16 protein-coding genes and 1 pseudogene are annotated in these 15,366 nt (G+C 59.8%); 11 read left to right on the top strand and 6 right to left on the bottom strand.

The annotated features are described in order from the left end of the window. Window positions 1–30: 30 nt before the first annotated feature. The 4 genes from grxC to cysE all read left to right on the top strand — a co-directional run bounded on the left by grxC (window position 31) and on the right by cysE (window position 2,734). Window positions 31–282, top strand: coding sequence for a glutaredoxin 3 (gene grxC, locus GKQ23_RS23050; RefSeq protein WP_056233621.1), 252 nt, complete (start codon window positions 31–33; stop codon window positions 280–282). Window positions 283–364: 82 nt separating this feature from the next. Beyond that, window positions 365–829 carry a protein-export chaperone SecB gene (gene secB / locus GKQ23_RS23045; protein ID WP_056233624.1) on the top strand — a complete coding sequence of 155 codons (465 nt, stop codon included), beginning with the start codon at window positions 365–367 and terminating at the stop codon, window positions 827–829. Beyond that, window positions 829–1,848 carry an NAD(P)H-dependent glycerol-3-phosphate dehydrogenase gene (gene gpsA, locus GKQ23_RS23040; RefSeq protein ID WP_212409514.1) on the top strand — a complete coding sequence of 340 codons (1,020 nt, stop codon included), beginning with the start codon at window positions 829–831 and terminating at the stop codon, window positions 1,846–1,848. The genes secB and gpsA overlap by 1 nt, the downstream gene beginning before the upstream one ends. Window positions 1,849–1,912: 64 nt before the next feature. After that, window positions 1,913–2,734: a serine O-acetyltransferase gene (cysE, locus tag GKQ23_RS23035; protein ID WP_056233629.1), complete on the top strand. Its 822-nt coding sequence runs from the start codon at window positions 1,913–1,915 to the stop codon at window positions 2,732–2,734. A 162-nt stretch (window positions 2,735–2,896) separates the two neighbouring features. Here cysE and trmL read toward each other — a convergent pair whose 3' ends face one another. From trmL to cpxR, 3 genes are read right to left on the bottom strand one after another with little or no spacing between them, the layout of a single operon-like run. Next, window positions 2,897–3,370: a tRNA (uridine(34)/cytosine(34)/5-carboxymethylaminomethyluridine(34)-2'-O)-methyltransferase TrmL gene (trmL, locus tag GKQ23_RS23030; RefSeq protein ID WP_101506222.1), complete on the bottom strand. Its 474-nt coding sequence runs from the start codon at window positions 3,368–3,370 to the stop codon at window positions 2,897–2,899. 39 nt (window positions 3,371–3,409) lie between these two features. Beyond that, window positions 3,410–4,789 (bottom strand): envelope stress sensor histidine kinase CpxA, encoded by a 1,380-nt coding sequence (gene cpxA, locus GKQ23_RS23025; RefSeq protein ID WP_101506223.1) that lies wholly within the window; start codon window positions 4,787–4,789, stop codon window positions 3,410–3,412. Then, window positions 4,786–5,487, bottom strand: coding sequence for an envelope stress response regulator transcription factor CpxR (gene cpxR / locus GKQ23_RS23020; RefSeq protein WP_101506224.1), 702 nt, complete (start codon window positions 5,485–5,487; stop codon window positions 4,786–4,788). The genes cpxA and cpxR overlap by 4 nt, the downstream gene beginning before the upstream one ends. Window positions 5,488–5,638: 151 nt before the next feature. Between cpxR and cpxP the strand changes: the two genes are divergently transcribed. From cpxP to GKQ23_RS22995, 5 genes and pseudogenes are all read left to right on the top strand, one after another. After that, a complete protein-coding gene (gene cpxP, locus GKQ23_RS23015) occupies window positions 5,639–6,148 on the top strand; it encodes a cell-envelope stress modulator CpxP (RefSeq protein WP_056233638.1) in 510 nt (169 codons plus the stop codon). A gap of 243 nt (window positions 6,149–6,391) precedes the next feature. Then, the gene (fieF, locus tag GKQ23_RS23010; protein WP_212409513.1) at window positions 6,392–7,303 is read left to right on the top strand and encodes a CDF family cation-efflux transporter FieF; all 912 of its coding nucleotides are present in this window, start codon (window positions 6,392–6,394) and stop codon (window positions 7,301–7,303) included. Window positions 7,304–7,504: 201 nt separating this feature from the next. After that, a complete protein-coding gene (gene pfkA / locus GKQ23_RS23005; RefSeq protein ID WP_056233642.1) occupies window positions 7,505–8,467 on the top strand; it encodes a 6-phosphofructokinase in 963 nt (320 codons plus the stop codon). A gap of 142 nt (window positions 8,468–8,609) precedes the next feature. Beyond that, window positions 8,610–9,599 (top strand): sulfate ABC transporter substrate-binding protein, encoded by a 990-nt coding sequence (locus GKQ23_RS23000; RefSeq protein WP_212409512.1) that lies wholly within the window; start codon window positions 8,610–8,612, stop codon window positions 9,597–9,599. 193 nt (window positions 9,600–9,792) lie between these two features. Then, window positions 9,793–10,545: pseudogene (locus GKQ23_RS22995) on the top strand (CDP-diacylglycerol diphosphatase); the annotation flags it as partial. Between the two features lie 242 nt (window positions 10,546–10,787). Here GKQ23_RS22995 and yhjD read toward each other — a convergent pair. Together yhjD and GKQ23_RS22985 are read right to left on the bottom strand one after the other, a co-directional pair. After that, window positions 10,788–11,795, bottom strand: coding sequence for an inner membrane protein YhjD (gene yhjD / locus GKQ23_RS22990; protein ID WP_101506226.1), 1,008 nt, complete (start codon window positions 11,793–11,795; stop codon window positions 10,788–10,790). 49 nt (window positions 11,796–11,844) lie between these two features. Beyond that, window positions 11,845–12,744 carry a LysR family transcriptional regulator gene (locus GKQ23_RS22985; protein WP_056233648.1) on the bottom strand — a complete coding sequence of 300 codons (900 nt, stop codon included), beginning with the start codon at window positions 12,742–12,744 and terminating at the stop codon, window positions 11,845–11,847. A gap of 116 nt (window positions 12,745–12,860) precedes the next feature. On the opposite strand from GKQ23_RS22985, the gene GKQ23_RS22980 reads away from it, so the two are divergent. Next, entirely contained in the window at window positions 12,861–13,619 is a 759-nt protein-coding gene (locus tag GKQ23_RS22980; RefSeq protein WP_212409510.1) for an SDR family NAD(P)-dependent oxidoreductase, read from the top strand. Window positions 13,620–13,690: 71 nt separating this feature from the next. Here the strand turns inward: GKQ23_RS22980 and GKQ23_RS22975 are convergent, their stop codons facing one another. Continuing rightward, window positions 13,691–14,542 (bottom strand): PhzF family phenazine biosynthesis protein, encoded by an 852-nt coding sequence (locus tag GKQ23_RS22975; protein WP_212409509.1) that lies wholly within the window; start codon window positions 14,540–14,542, stop codon window positions 13,691–13,693. A gap of 130 nt (window positions 14,543–14,672) precedes the next feature. Here GKQ23_RS22975 and GKQ23_RS22970 point away from each other — a divergent pair, with 130 nt between their 5' ends. Next, the gene (locus tag GKQ23_RS22970) at window positions 14,673–15,296 is read left to right on the top strand and encodes a glutathione S-transferase family protein (RefSeq protein ID WP_212409508.1); all 624 of its coding nucleotides are present in this window, start codon (window positions 14,673–14,675) and stop codon (window positions 15,294–15,296) included. The last annotated feature ends 70 nt before the right edge of the window (window positions 15,297–15,366 follow it).

Genomic DNA, 15,366 nt, shown 5'->3' with positions numbered 1-15,366 from the left:
GTCCGTCTGACACAGTGAAGGAGAGCCGCTATGGCTAACGTTGAGATTTATACCAAAGCAACCTGCCCTTTCTGCCATCGTGCTAAGGCGCTGCTCAGCCAGAAAGGCGTGGCGTTTAAAGAGATTGCCATCGATGGCGACGCGCCGCTGCGCGAGAAGATGATCGCCCGCAGCGGCCGCACCACGGTACCGCAAATTTTTATCGACGATCGGCACATCGGTGGCTGTGATGACCTGTTCGCGCTTGACGCGCAGCAGGGTCTTGACCCGCTGCTGAACTAGCAGCGGGCGCGCATGTAACGCGCCCATTGCTGACCCGCGCTTCGGCACAATAACGGATTATTAACCCATAGGATTACGTACCATGTCAGAACAAAACAACACCGAAATGTCTTTCCAGATCCAGCGTATCTACACCAAAGATATCTCCTTCGAAGCGCCTAACGCGCCACAGGTCTTCCAGAAAGAGTGGGAGCCGGAAGTGAAACTGGATCTGGACACCGCCTCTACCCAGCTGGCTGACGACGTGTATGAAGTCGTGCTGCGCGTCACCGTGACCGCGACCGTGGGTGAAGAAGCGGCATTCCTGTGCGAAGTGCAGCAGGCGGGCATCTTCTCTATCGGTGGTATCGAAGGCACCCAGATGGCACATTGCCTGGGCGCGTACTGCCCGAACATTCTGTTCCCGTATGCCCGTGAGTGCATCACCAGCCTGGTTTCCCGTGGCACCTTCCCGCAGCTGAACCTGGCACCGGTTAACTTTGACGCGCTGTTTATGAACTACCTGCAGCAGTCAAACGAAGGTGAAGCACCGCAGCAGGATGCCTGATGCGTAGCCCTCATGCTTCCATGAGCGTCATCGGTGCCGGCTCGTACGGCACCGCTTTGGCGATTACGCTGGCCCGTAACGGCCACAACGTGGTGCTGTGGGGCCATAACCCGCAGCGCCAGGCGCAGCTTCAGGCCGATCGCTGCAACAGCGCTTTCCTTCCCGATGTGCCCTTCCCGGATACCCTGCAGCTGGAAACCGACCTGGCAAACGCCGTGGCCGCCAGCCGCGATCTGCTGGTGGTGGTGCCGAGCCACGTGTTTGGCGACGTGCTGCAGCAGATTAAGCCGCACCTGCGGGCGGACTCGCGCCTGGTATGGGCGACCAAAGGGCTGGAGAAGGAGACCGGGCGTCTGTTACAGGACGTGGCACGCGAAATCCTCGGCGAGTCGATCCCGCTGGCGGTGATTTCCGGCCCGACGTTTGCCAAAGAGCTGGCGGCTGGCCTGCCAACGGCGATCGCGCTGGCGGCAACTGACAGTCTGTTTGCCGACGAGCTGCAGCAGCTGCTGCACTGCGGCAAAAGCTTCCGCGTGTATAACAACCCCGATTTTATTGGCGTTCAGCTCGGCGGCGCCGTGAAGAACGTCATTGCCATCGGTGCCGGCATGTCCGACGGTATTGGCTTTGGTGCCAATGCCCGCACCGCGCTGATCACCCGCGGGCTGGCCGAAATGAGCCGGCTTGGGGCGGCATTAGGCGCCGATCCGACCACCTTTATGGGCATGGCCGGGCTGGGCGACCTGGTGCTGACCTGCACCGATAACCAGTCGCGCAACCGTCGCTTTGGCATGATGCTCGGGCAGGGTGCCGACGTGGAAGGAGCCCAGCAGGCGATTGGTCAGGTGGTGGAAGGCTACCGTAATACCAAAGAGGTGAAGGCCCTGGCGGCACGTTACGGCGTTGAGATGCCGATTACCGAGCAGATCTTTCAGGTGCTGTACAGCGGTAAAGATGCGCGTGAGGCGGCCCTGAGCCTGCTGGGGCGCACAAGGAAGGATGAGAACAGCAGTCGCTGAGCCGGAGTGGTCGCGTGAACGTAGTTAGCGCCCGCCGGGCGCTATTTTTAATGGGGAGAGAATCATGCCGTGCGTAGAACCTGAACTGATCTGGGATAACATCAAAACGGAAGCGCGCGCGCTGGCGGACTGTGAGCCAATGCTGGCCAGTTTCTACCACGCCACCCTGTTAAAGCATGATGACCTCGGCCTGGCGCTGAGCTATATGCTGGCCAACAAGCTGTCTAACCCGATCATGCCGGCGATTGCGATCCGCGAGGTGATCCTCGACGCCTATCGTCAGGATCCGTCGATGATCGTCTCGGCCGCCTGTGATATTCAGGCGGTGCGCCAGCGCGACCCGGCGGTCGACAAATACTCCACTCCGCTGCTCTACCTGAAAGGCTTCCATGCGCTGCAGGCTTACCGTATCGGCCACTGGCTGTGGAATGAAGGCCGCCGCGCGCTGGCGATCTACCTGCAAAACGAAATCTCGGTCTCGTTCGCCGTCGATATCCACCCGGCGGCAAAAATTGGCCGCGGCATCATGCTCGACCACGCTACCGGCATTGTGGTGGGGGAGACGGCGGTGATTGAAGATGACGTTTCGATCCTGCAGAACGTCACGCTGGGCGGTACCGGCAAAACGACCGGCGATCGCCATCCGAAGATCCGTGAAGGGGTGATGATTGGTGCCGGTGCCAAGATCCTCGGCAATATCGAAGTCGGCCACGGCGCGAAAATCGGTGCCGGTTCGGTGGTGCTGCAGCCGGTGCCGCCGCATACCACCGCCGCCGGCGTGCCGGCACGCATCGTCGGCAAGCCGAACAGCGACAAGCCGTCGATGGATATGGATCAGCATTTTAACGGCACGGTACCCGGCTTCGAATTCGGCGACGGGATCTGAGATCGGCCTGGTTTACTTGCCATTTTGAATTCGGGCAGTGCTCGAACTCCTTACGTACTTCAGTACGCTCCGGGTTCTCCGCGCTGGCCGTAGCCAGAGTGGCTGCGACACCGACGGCCCCTGTAATCGCTGACAAGGGGCACCAGGGCTCCATGCTGACGATCACTTCTTAATCAGTGCACCGGCGTAGTCGAGCTGGCGCCACGCTTCGTAGACCACCACCGAAACAGCGTTCGACAGGTTCATGCTGCGGCTGTCCGCCATCATCGGGATGCGGATCTTCTGCTGTGCGGGCAGGGCGTCGAGAACAGAGGCCGGCAGGCCGCGGGTTTCCGGGCCGAACAGCAGATAGTCACCGGGCTGGTAGCTGACCGCGCTGTGGGCCGGGGTGCCTTTGGTCGTGAGAGCGAACAGCCGCTGCGGCGCTTCGCTGGCGAGGAAGGCGTCATAACTGTCGTGATGCTTAATCGCGGTGAATTCGTGGTAATCCAGCCCGGCACGGCGCAGCCGTTTATCATCCCAGGCAAACCCCAGTGGTTTAATCAGGTGCAGCCGGAAGCCGGTGTTGGCGCACAGGCGGATGATATTGCCGGTGTTCGGCGGGATTTCAGGTTCAAACAAGACGATGTTAAGCATTAAGACGGCCCTCAAAAACGAGGGCCGCAGGATAACAAATTATTCGCTCTGGGTGGTATATAACGGTAGCCAGATGGTCAGCCGCAGGCCGCCCAGCGGGCTGTCGTCGGCTTTCACCCAGCCCCGGTGCTGCTGAATGGCGTTCTCGACGATCGCCAGCCCCAGCCCGGTGCCGCCCGATTCGCGGTCGCGTGCCTCGTCGGTGCGGTAGAACGGCCGGAAAATCTGTTCACGATCTTCCGGGCTGACCCCCGGACCGTCATCATCAACGTGGATGGTGATGCCCTTTTTATCCACCGCAAAGCTGACCGAAATTTTGCTGTGCGAGTAGCGCAGGGCGTTACGTACGATGTTCTCCAGCGCGCTGTCCAGCGCGTTCGGGTTTCCGTACAGCGGCCACGGGCCTGGCGGATAAGGGACTTCCAGTGATTTCCCCATCTGCTCGGCTTCAAAGCGCGCATCCTCCAGCACGTCAGACCATAAATGGCTGGCCTTCAGGGTTTCGCTGACCAGCGCATTGGTGTGCTGCGCCCGCGACAGCACCAGCAGATCGTTAATCATGCCGTCCAGCCGCTGCGCCTCCATCTCAATGCGCCCCAGCTCCTTGCCTTCACCGTGACGGCGGCGCATCAGCGCCGTCGCCAGCTGCAGGCGGGTCAGCGGGGTGCGCAGCTCGTGCGAGATATCCGACAGCAGGCGCTGCTGGGTGGTCATCATCCGCGCCAGCGCGCTGATCATCTGGTTAAAGCTGGCACCGGCCGCCAGGAACTCCTGCGGCCCGGACTCCAGCTCCGGCCGCTGGCGCAGGTTGCCGGCGGCGACGTCGTCGGCGGCATGTTTCAGCCGTCGCGCCGGTTTTGCCAGGCTCCACGCCAGCCACAGCAGCAGCGGCGAGCTGATCAGCATGGTGACCATCAGCAGCAGCAGCGGGCGGTCAAACAGCAGGTTGATAAAGTCCAGCTGCGAACTGCCCGCCGGGCGAATCAGGTACAGCTGGTAGTTATCTTCCCCGTCGCGAATCGAAAACGGACCGACCAGTTCAACGCGGCCATACTTTTTCTTCTGCGGCTGATCGGCGTTATCGGCCTGGCCGATAAAATTCCTGATGACCTGCATCTCGCTGTGCTGGGCGCCAATCACCCGCCCTTCGCTGGTGACCAGCAACAGGCGCTGGCCGGGCGGTGCCCATTTGTCGATGGCGCGGAACAGCCTGCGCCACCACATCAGGTCATTGGGCGGATCCTGGCTCAGCTCTGCCTCGACGTGCTGCTCGATCATCAACCCCTGCCGCTGTTCACTGTCCAGCAGCGGGGTCATCTGGCGTGAGTCCAGCTTCGGCAGCATCAGCACCAGCATCAGCACCAGCGCCAGCGTCAGCCAGAAAATGGCAAAGATGCGTGTCGTCAGGCTGGAGATCATGCGGCAGACACCATCAGGTAGCCACGACCACGCAGGGTTTTAAACCACGGATGCCCGTCTTTGCGCTCCGGCAGTTTCCGCCGCAGGTTGGAGATGTGCATATCGATGGCGCGGTCAAACGGCGTCAGCCGTTTGCCCAGCACTTCCTGGCTGAGGTGCTCACGTGACACCACCTGGCCGAGGTGCTGCGCCAGCAGGTAGAGCAGGGTGAACTCGGTGCCGGTTAAGTCCAGTGAGATATTTTCAAAGCTGGCTTCCTGGCGTCCTGGATTGAGGCGCAGCTGATCCACTTCCAGCGTTGGCGAACTGTTGTCGTGCTGCTGTTGCTGCTGCTCGCTCCAGTTTGACCGGCGCAGGATCGCGCGGATGCGCGCCACCAGTTCACGGTCGTTAAAGGGTTTTGGCAGATAGTCGTCGGCACCCAGCTCAAGGCCGAGTACGCGGTCCAGTTCGCTGCCGCGGGCGGTGAGCATGATCACCGGGGTCTGATGCTGCTGACGCAACTCTTTCAGGGTATCAATGCCGTTTTTCTTCGGCATCATTACGTCCAGAAGTAACAGGTCAACCGTGCTGTCCAGTATCGCCAGTGCCTGTTCGCCGTCGCCGGCAACCAGTACGTCGAAGCCTTCCATTTCCAGCAATTCTTTCAGTAGCGAAGTCAATTCGCGGTCATCGTCAACCAACAGGATTTTATTCATTTTTTATTGCCCTCCGCAGGCAAAATACCGTGAACGAACGCGCCTAATCACTGACTTTACGTAGTTTTACACCCCCTGACGCATGTTTGCAGCGGGCACTTTAAACTGGCTCTCGTTGAATCGAAATACGCAACAAAACTGGGAGTACACGATGCGCAATGTTACTGCCGTCGTTGCGGTGCCGGCGTTGATATTAACACTCTCCAACGCCTTTGCAGCAGCCGTGACGACGACTGACGAGATGCATCAGAACGATGGCGCAAACCGCACGCTGCAGCAGGTTCCGCAAAGCCATATGTTTGATGGCATCAACCTGACTGAACAACAGCGGCAACAGTTGCGCGATCTGATGCAGCAGGTACGTCACGATCGTTCTCCCATAAGTATTAACGATTTAGAACAGATGCATGAATTGATTATTGCAGAAAAATTTGATCAGGCAGCCTACCAGGCTCAGGCGGAAAAAATAGCGCAGGCGGAAGTGTCGCGGCAGGTCGAAATGGCCCGCATACGCAACCAGATGTACCACCTGTTAACGCCCCAGCAGCAGGCTGTTTTAGAGAAACGACACCAGCAGCGCCTTGAAGAATTGCGCCGGCTGACGAATATGCAGGTCTCCTCACCGCTGCAGGCGGCAAGCAGTACCGGGAGTAACCCGTAAGTTATCAGTAGCGAGTCATCAGTAACGTAGTCCCTGTACCAGAGTATCCCTGTTTTCCTTGCCATAGACACATCCCTGTCTTCCCCCTCATGATGAGGGGGTTTTTTTTGGCAAAAATTTGTCCCTGTCTCCCGGCCGTAGCGGCCCATCGACCGCATTTTGATCGCCAACCGGCCACCACTACCGGGCTTTTTTTGCGCAAAACCCGATATACTGAGTGCACATTCTCTGAGAGCGTGCGCCATGAATCAACGCTATGCCCGGCTGGTAAACGCGGCGGCCCTTGCGGCGACGGTACTGGCTTCACTGTTGCTGATTATCAAAATCTTTGCCTGGTGGCATACCGGGTCGGTCAGCGTGCTGGCGGCGCTGGTGGACTCGCTGGTCGACATTGCCGCCTCGCTGACCAATCTGCTGGTGGTGCGCTATTCGCTGCAGCCCGCCGATGCCGAGCACACCTTTGGCCATGGTAAGGCCGAATCCCTTGCGGCGCTGGCGCAGAGCATGTTTATTTCCGGATCGGCGCTGTTCCTGTTCCTGACCGGCTTCCAGCACCTGGTGACCCCGGAACCGATGACCTCGCCGCAGGTGGGCATCATCGTGACCCTGATCGCGCTGTTTTCTACGCTATTGCTGGTCACCTTCCAGCGCTGGGTGGTGCGTCATACCCACAGTCAGGCGATCCGTGCCGACATGCTGCACTATCAGTCCGACGTGGTGATGAACGGGGCCATTTTGCTCTCTCTGGCGCTGAGCTGGTACGGCTTCCACCGTGCAGATGCGCTGTTTGCGCTGGGGATTGGCGTCTGGATCCTCTACAGTGCACTGCGGATGGGCTATGAAGCTGTGCAGGCGCTGCTGGATCGCGCGTTGCCGGAAACCGAGCATCAGGCGATGCTGGCGATCGTCGCCGGCTGGCCGGGGGTGCGGGGCGCGCACGATCTGCGTACCCGCCAGTCCGGCCCGACACGTTTTATTCAGCTGCATCTGGAAATGGATGACCACCTGCCGCTGCTGCAGGCGCACGATATTGCCGACCAGCTGGAACAGGCGCTGCTCAGGCGTTTTCCGGGTTCGGACGTGATTATTCATCTCGATCCCTGCTCGGTGGTGCCGGAAGGCCGTCAGGGAAATTTTTCCGGTTGTGGCGAGTAAACGTGGTTTATCTGTCCGGATGCTGTAAGAAACGTGACTTACCGCAAAAAAAATAGCCATTTAGGCTGTGACCTGAATCAATTCAGCTCACAGTGTTTGATATACTATTGCACTTATCAGACTCTGCTTACTCGGTCGCGTGGGTTGTTCCGCTCCGGCGTTCAGAATTCATCATTGGTATCAACAAGTTCAGAGGTTGTCATGATCAAAAAAATCGGTGTACTGACAAGTGGCGGTGACGCCCCAGGTATGAACGCTGCGATCCGTGGCGTTGTGCGCGCCGCATTGAGTGAAGGACTGGAAGTCTGTGGTATTTATGATGGCTATCTGGGCCTGTACGAAGATCGCATGATCAACCTCGACCGCTACAGCGTTTCAGACATGATCAACCGCGGCGGCACCTTCCTCGGCTCTGCCCGTTTCCCGGCGTTCCGCGAGGATGAGGTGCGTACGGTTGCGATTGAGAACATGAAAAAACGCGGCATTGATGCGCTGGTGGTGATCGGCGGTGATGGTTCCTACATGGGTGCCAAGCGCCTGACCGAGATGGGCTTCCCGTGCATCGGTCTGCCGGGTACTATCGATAATGACGTAGCCGGTACCGACTACACCATCGGCTATTTCACCGCGCTGGAAACGGTGGTGGAAGCGATTGACCGCCTGCGCGACACCTCCTCTTCACATCAGCGTATTTCGATTGTCGAAGTGATGGGGCGTTACTGCGGCGACCTGACGCTGGCGGCGGCGATCGCCGGCGGCTGCGAGTTTATCGTCCTGCCGGAAGCGCCTTACACCCGTGAAGAGCTGGTGGATGAGATCAAAGCCGGCATCGCCAAAGGCAAAAAGCACGCGATTGTGGCGATTACCGAGCACATCTGCGACGTCGACGAGCTGGCGAAATATATCGAATCTGAAACCAAACGTGAAACGCGCGCCACGGTGCTGGGCCATATTCAGCGCGGCGGTGCGCCGGTGGCTTACGACCGTATCCTGGCTTCACGCATGGGTGCCTACTCGATCGAACTGCTGCTGCAGGGCTACGGCGGCCGCTGCGTCGGTATCCAGAATGAAAAAATGGTGCATCACGACATCATTGACGCGATTGAAAATATGAAGCGTCCATTTAAGGGCGACTGGCTGGAAACGGCGAAACGCCTTTACTAAGCAAAATCAAGGCGCTGCGGGTCAGCGCCTTTTTTATGCAAAGCTATATTCCATATGGTTATTAAAGCTGTTTTTTAATTCTTTAAATCGTTGGTTACTTTATGTCACGCTTCACTCAACAAAACCTTGGGGAGTGTGTGCGATGAATAAGTGGAGTGTGGGATTTACCCTGTTACTGGCCTCAACCAGCGTGCTGGCGAAGGATGTTCAGCTGCTGAACGTCTCTTACGATCCGACGCGTGAGCTGTATGAGCAGTACAACAAAGCGTTCAGCGCACACTACAAACAGGAAACCGGCGATAACGTGGTGATTCGCCAGTCACACGGCGGATCCGGCAAACAGGCCACCTCGGTGATCAACGGCATTAAGGCCGATGTGGTAACCCTGGCGCTGGCCTCTGACGTGGACGCGATTGCCGAGCGCGGCCGCATAGATAAAAACTGGATTAAACGCCTGCCGGATAACTCCGCGCCTTATACCTCGACCATCGTGTTCCTGGTACGCAAAGGCAACCCGAAACAGATCCACGACTGGCCGGATCTGATCAAACCGGGCGTGTCGGTGATTACGCCAAACCCGAAAACTTCCGGCGGCGCGCGCTGGAACTATCTGGCGGCCTGGGGCTGGGCGCTGGATCAGAATAAAGGCGACCAGGCGAAGGCGCAGGAGTACGTGAAGGCGCTGTTTAAGAACGTCGAAGTACAGGACTCCGGCGCGCGCGGCGCGACCAATACCTTCGTTGAACGCGGCATTGGTGACGTGCTGCTGGCGTGGGAAAACGAAGCCTACCTGGCGGTAAACAAGCTGGGTGCCGATAAGTTTGAAATCGTCACGCCAGGTGAGTCGATCCTGGCTGAGCCGACCGTCTCGGTGGTGGATAAGGTGGTGGACGAGCGCGACACCCGTCAGGTGGCCGATGCCTACCTGAAGTACCTCTACTCGCCGGAAGGCCAGGAGATCGCGGCGAAGAACTTCTATCGTCCTCGCGATCCGGCGGTAGCGAAGCAGTTCGCCAGCACCTTCGCGCCGGTGAACCTGTTCACCATCGACGGCAAATTTGGCGGCTGGACCGCCGCGCAGAAGACCCACTTCGCGGAAGGTGGCACCTACGATCAGGTGATGAAGCGTTAGATTTTCACGAGCGATAAAAAAGGCTGACGGTGACCCCGTCAGCCTTTTTTTATGTCCCCGGCGGTTAATTTGCGTTAAGTCATTGTGGGTGACGAAAAGCGCCGAAAAATGTTCACCCGCGTGATGATTTCACATGATCTTCGGACAGGCCTGAACTACATTACAGGCATCGTGTGGACTGGGGCAGAGGCTGATGCAGGGAACGAAGTGGGTGGCGGCGGGCGTGGCGGCTGTGGTGGTGGCGATCGCCGCCGCGAGCGGCATTGTTGCGTTTAATTTTCAACGCAATGCGGATGCGCTGTGGCAGATTGTCAGCCAGCAGTGCGTGCCCGGCCAGCGGCTGAACAACCAGCCCGCGCCCTGTCGGCTGGTTAATTTGCCGGATGACTACGTGGTGCTGAAGGACCGCAACGGCCCGCTGCAGTTCCTGCTGCTGCCGGTGGCAAAAGTCAGCGGCATTGAGAGCCAGAAACTGCTCAATCCTGCCACCGCCAACTACTTTGCCGAAGCCTGGCGCGCGCGGCATTTTATGGAGGAGCGCCGCGGCGCGCCGATTGACGAGAGCGTCTATGCGCTCGCGATCAACTCGCGCTGGGGACGCAGCCAGAATCAGCTGCATATTCATATCTCCTGCCTGCGGGCGGACGTCCGCCAGCGGCTCGACAGCCTGAGTGGCCAGCTCAGCAATCAGTGGCAGACCCACCAGCTGGCCAATCATGACTACCAGCTGCGGGTCATCAGCCGCGATGAGTTTAAGCGTACCAGCCCGTTTATCCTGATTGCCCGCGAGCTGCCCGGTGCCCGCGAAGAGATGGGCAGCTACGGTATTACCGTCGCTTCGCTGGGCGGCGGCAAACGCGTGCTGATGGTGCTGAAACGCAACTGGCTGCTGCTCAACCGCGGCCACGCCGAAGAGCTGCAGGACCACAGCTGTGCGCTGTTGAGCCGGGTTAACCCTCATACATCGAACGTTCTGCTGCCCAACCCCCGGACGTCCGAGCCTCAGGCATCGATCCTTCCTGCTGCTGAACATCAGGCGTCTGAAGCCCTGGCATCTGAACCTCTGGTATCTGAAGCCCTGGCACCTTAAGCCCTGGCATCTGAACCTCTGGCATCTGAACCCCTGACACCTGAACCTCTGGCATCTGAACCGCAGGCAGCGCGTTGAACGATCGCGCTGCCCTGCGCTTAACGCGACGCTTTTTCTTCCGGTAACGGGTCGTCTTTGTAGCGCGCGGTGGCGATCCAGGCGGCGCAGAACAGGGTCAGGCGTGCAAAGAAGTAGAAAAACGCCATCAGGCCGAGCACCGAGCCGAAGGCGGCACCGGAAGGCGACGAGGCCAGCTTGGGCAAGGTCAAGGTCATGATAAACTTAATCACCTCGAAGCCGATCGCCGCCAGCAGTGTGCCGCGCAGCAGCGCTTTTTTGCGCGGCTTGTGACGGGGCAGGATCCAGAAGATCCACAGGAACAGCAGGTAGTTGGCGAAGATCGAAATCGACAGCGCGATAACGGTCATCGCCGGGCGCAGCCATTCAATTCCCTCCAGCCCGAGCGCCCGCACAATCGCCGCCTGCGCCGCGCCGGCGACCGAGGTCAGCGACAGGGTGATAATCAGCGCCAGCACCAGCCCGGTCAGCGAGATAAAATCGCGGCTGTATTTAAACCAGATTTTCTCCTGATCCTGTGGCGTGCGCTCCCAGACGTCGCGCGACTGCGCGCGAATGGCTTCACGCAGGTTGCCCATCCAGCTGATCCCCGAGTAGAGCGCCACCAGCAGCCCGGTCAGGCCGACCGTGGTGCGCTGCTGCACCGCGGTATTCACCGTACTTTTCAGGGTGGCGGCCAGCGCCGGGTCGCTGATGCTGCCGACCATCTTTGCGATCAGCCCGGTCAGCAGATCGGGGTTGGAGGCCAGCACAAAGCCGACGGCGGCAAAAGACACCATCAGGATCGGAATCAGCGACAGGAACGAAAAGTAGGTGATGGCAGCACCAAACTGGCTGCCGAGGCGGTCATTAAAACGCTCGCCGGCGCGGAGAAAGTGGGCCACCGCCGGAATAGCCTGAAACCAGCTGACCAGCCGGGAAACCCGGGTGATGGACTTATCCACCGTGCGATTGCCGGTTTTAATGTTGATCAGCGGTTTTTCCGCTTTGGCCGGACGCTGAGGCGCGCGTTGTTGACTGTCCGTCATGGGTCATATCCTTGAAATTTACCGATAACATGAAATTATAGTCTGTCGGTCAGGTGACGTAACGTTTCAGAGCGAGGCTTAACCACTCGATAAACACGTGGACACGTTTCGCCAGATTGCGGCGGTGCGGCCAGAGCAGGGAAACCGGCATCGGCCGCGCCCGGAACAGCGGCAGTACCTCCACCAGCTTCTTCTCCTGCAGCGCGCTCTGTACCCCGACCTTCGGCACCTGAATAATCCCCAGCCCGGCGATGCAGGCGGCGCGATAGGTTTCGGTGCTGTTCACGGTGATCACCCCGCCGGTTTTAATCAGCTGGGTAAACTTGCCGTCGTAGTACTCAAAACCTTCCGGCTGCAGGCCGGGCTGCTGGCTGTAGTGCACCATCGCGTGCAGCGACAGCGACTCCAGCGTGGTCGGCGTGCCAAAACGCGCCAGATAGTCCGGGCTGGCGCAGTTAATCTGGGTCAGCGTACCCAGCGGGCGGGCGATCAGCCCGGAGTCCTCCAGCATGCCGACACGCACCACGCAGTCAAACCCTTCGCGCACCACGTCCACCCGCCGGTCGCTGCTGCTCAGATCCAGTTCAATGCCGGGATAGTTGCGCATAAAGTCCGGCAGCAGCGGCATCAGGTACTGGCTGGCGAGGCTGACCGGCATATCTACCCGAATCCGGCCGCTGAGCGTGGCCGGGTCGTGCTGAAACAGCGAGTCCATCTCCTCCAGCGTGGCCAGCACGTCGCGGCAGCGCTCAAAGTAAACCATGCCATCCTGGGTCAGCTGCACGCGGCGGGTGGTGCGGTGCAGCAGGCGCGAGCCGAGATGGTTCTCCAGCGCCTGGATCTGCCGCGAGAGGCTGCCTTTCGGCAGGCCGCAGCTCTCGGCGGCGCGGGTGAAACTCTGCATTTCAGCCACCCGCACGAACAGCCGCATTGCCTGAATTTTATCCATCTCCTGCGCCTTTTGTTGTTGCAAATGAAACAGTGAATCGTATTTACCCCTATTTATAGATCGTCTGACGCGTAATAACCTTCTTTTTGTCCACAACCCACGCCCGGAGAGAGAAAATGTCTGAAAAAATTGCCCTGATTACCGGCGGCAGCCGCGGTTTAGGCCTGAATGCAGCGTTAAAACTGGCTGAAAAAGGCATCGACGTCATCCTGACCTATCACAGCCAGCAGCAGCAGGCGCAGGCGGCGGTACGGCAGATTGAGGCGCTGGGAGCGCGCGGGCTGGCGCTGCAGCTGGATGTTGCCGACAGCAGCCGCTTTGATGATTTTGCGGCGGCGGTGAAAGAACAGCTGGCGCTGATTTGGCAACGCGACAGTTTCGACTATTTATTAAACAACGCCGGCACCGGCCTGCATCAGCCGTTTATGGAAACTACTGAAGCGCAGTTCGACCAGCTGGTGGCGGTGCATTTTAAGGGGCCGTTCTTCCTGACCCAGAAGCTGCTGCCGCTGCTGGCGGACGGCGGGCGCATCGTTAACGTCTCCAGCGGGCTGGCGCGTTTTACCCTGCCAGGGGCGGGGGCCTATGCGGCGGTAAAAGGGGCGATTGAGGTGCTGACCCGCTATCAGGCGAAGGAGCTGGGCGCGCGCGGCATTACCGTTAACGTGCTGGCACCGGGGGCGATCGAGACCGATTTCGGCGGGGGCCGGGTGCGTGATGATGCGGCGCTGAACGCCTTTGTCGCCGCCCAGACCGCGCTGGGGCGGGCCGGGCAGCCGGATGATATCGGCCATGCGGTGGTCGCGCTGTTCAGCGAGCAGTGCCGCTGGGTCAACGGTCAGCGCATCGAGGCTTCCGGCGGCATGTTCCTGTAAGTGCCGCCGGGCAGCGGGGCACAGCAGAATACTGCCCATCCGGGGACGGGCAAAAACGCCGGGCAGCGGTGTCAGAGGCGCACGCTGCCGTCGATCAGCGTGACCGTCTGGCCGCCGATCCAGATGCCATCAGCGCGGTAGCTGACGTTCAGACGCCCGGCTCGCTGCATCGCCGTTCCCTGATGGACCTGGTAATCCAGCTCCACGCCGCGTGCCTGGAAGTAGCGCGCCAGGCAGGCGTTGGCGCTGCCGGTGACCGGGTCTTCCGTCAGCGAGCCCTGCTCAATCAGCAGCGCCCGCACCTCCCAGCAGTTGCTCTCGCCTTTCAGCGGTGCAAAGGGCATCACGCCATTCACCCGCGCTTTTTTCACCAGCCGGGCAAACTCCACCGCATCCGGTTTAATCGACAGCACCGCATCACTGGACGCCATCGGCACCAGCAGCCAGCGGATGCCCATATCCGCCACCATTACCGGCAGCTGCTCTTCCAGCGCGTCGCTGTTCAGCGCGCTGCCGATCGGTGCGTCGCTGAACGGCGTCAGAATCGCGTCCGGGGCGGCAAAGGCCAGCGCACCGTCGTCGGCAATTTTTACCGTCACCAGGCCAATCTCACACTGCTGCACGATCTGGCCGGGGGTATGCGGCGTAACGCCGTTCTCCAGCAGGGCGTGGGCGGTTCCCAGCGTCGGGTGTCCGGCAAACGGCAGCTCCATATCCGGAGTAAAAATGCGCACCCGGTAGTCGGCGGCCGCATCGCTGGCGGGCAGCACAAAGGTGGTTTCCGACAGGTTAGTCCAGCGGGCGAACGCCTGCATTTGCGCATCGCTCAGGCCGACGGCATCAATAACCACCGCCAGCGGATTGCCATTGCAGGGGGTGGAGGTAAAGACATCAACCTGTTTAAAAGGGCGTAACTGCGTCATAACGGGTCCTGTGAGTGAGGAGTTTGCTTCAGTGTGCCACGCCCGACTGTACAGGCGAAGTAAACAACGGTTGTCAGTGCCGGAGATAATGACTATTAATAATGCATAGCTGATGAAAGGTGATGATTTAATGCTGAAAATACTGGGAAGAGCGTCATCGATCAATGTACGAAAAGTGCTGTGGCTGTGTGAAGAGCTGCAGATCGATTTTGAACGGGAAGAGTGGGGCGATGGCTTCCGCTCGCCGAAGGAGCCCGCATTCCTGGCGCTGAACCCGAACGCGCAGATCCCGGTGGTGCAGGACGGCGATTTCACCCTGTGGGAGTCGAACACCATTATCCGTTATCTGGCCAATGCCTGCGGCGGCGAATGGCTCTACCCGGCCAGCCCGCAGGCGCGGGCGCGCGTTGACCAGTGGATCGACTGGCAGGCCACCGAGCTGAACACCGCCTGGCGCTACGCCTTTATGTCGCTGGTGCGCAACTCTCCCGCGCATCAGGATGCGCAGCTGCTGGCGGCCGCCTGTAAGGGCTGGACCTGGACCATGGGTATCCTTAACCAGCAGCTGGAGAAAACCAACGCGTTTGTCGCCGGCGACGCCTTCTCACTGGCCGATATCCCGATCGGCCTGTCGGTAAACCGCTGGTACGAAACGCCGATGGAGCACGCGGAGCTACCGGCGGTGCGCGCCTATTATGAGCGGCTGACGGCTCGCCCCGGTTACACCCTGTGGGGCCGCAACGGCACACCTTAGAGCCGGTTCCGTCAGGCGATGAGTCGCGGGCTGCCAGGGGGCTCTGCGATCGCCGCGCGGTGCTGATGCA

Origin of the sequence: Erwinia sp. E602 (assembly GCF_018141005.1) — a bacterium.
Classification (GTDB): domain Bacteria; phylum Pseudomonadota; class Gammaproteobacteria; order Enterobacterales; family Enterobacteriaceae; genus Erwinia.
The sequence above is the reverse complement of the archived record's forward strand: the minus strand, read 5'-3'. Positions and strand labels throughout refer to the sequence as shown.